Source organism: Bradyrhizobium sp. Kon37 (genome assembly GCF_055807535.1).
Window position 1 is genome coordinate 1 of sequence record NZ_JBVVOY010000176.1, and the last position, 361, is coordinate 361.

Sequence of the window (361 nt, forward strand, 5' to 3'; positions counted from 1 at the left end):
TGCGGCACGTAACGTTAACGGTAAAGCGATTCTCTACGGCGATAAGATCACCCCATCAATGGCGAAAGCGATTGGCGAAACCGAACGTCGCCGTGAGAAACAGCAGAAGTACAACGAGGAACACGGAATTACGCCGCAAGGCTTGAACAAGAAAGTGGTCGATATCCTGGCGCTGGGGCAGAACATTGCCAAAACCAAAGCGAAGGGCAGAGGAAAATCGCGCCCGATTGTTGAGCCGGATAATGTGCCGATGGATATGTCGCCTAAAGCGTTGCAGCAGAAAATCCATGAGCTGGAAGGGTTGATGATGCAACACGCGCAGAATCTGGAGTTCGAAGAAGCGGCGCAAATTCGTGACCAG

The 361-nt window shown here is 52.1% G+C and carries 1 protein-coding gene; it reads left to right on the top strand.

The features are described from left to right. The coding region (locus AC0L3J_RS37675) for a UvrB/UvrC motif-containing protein (protein WP_473350474.1) at nucleotides 1-361 on the top strand (361 nt) is incomplete at both ends.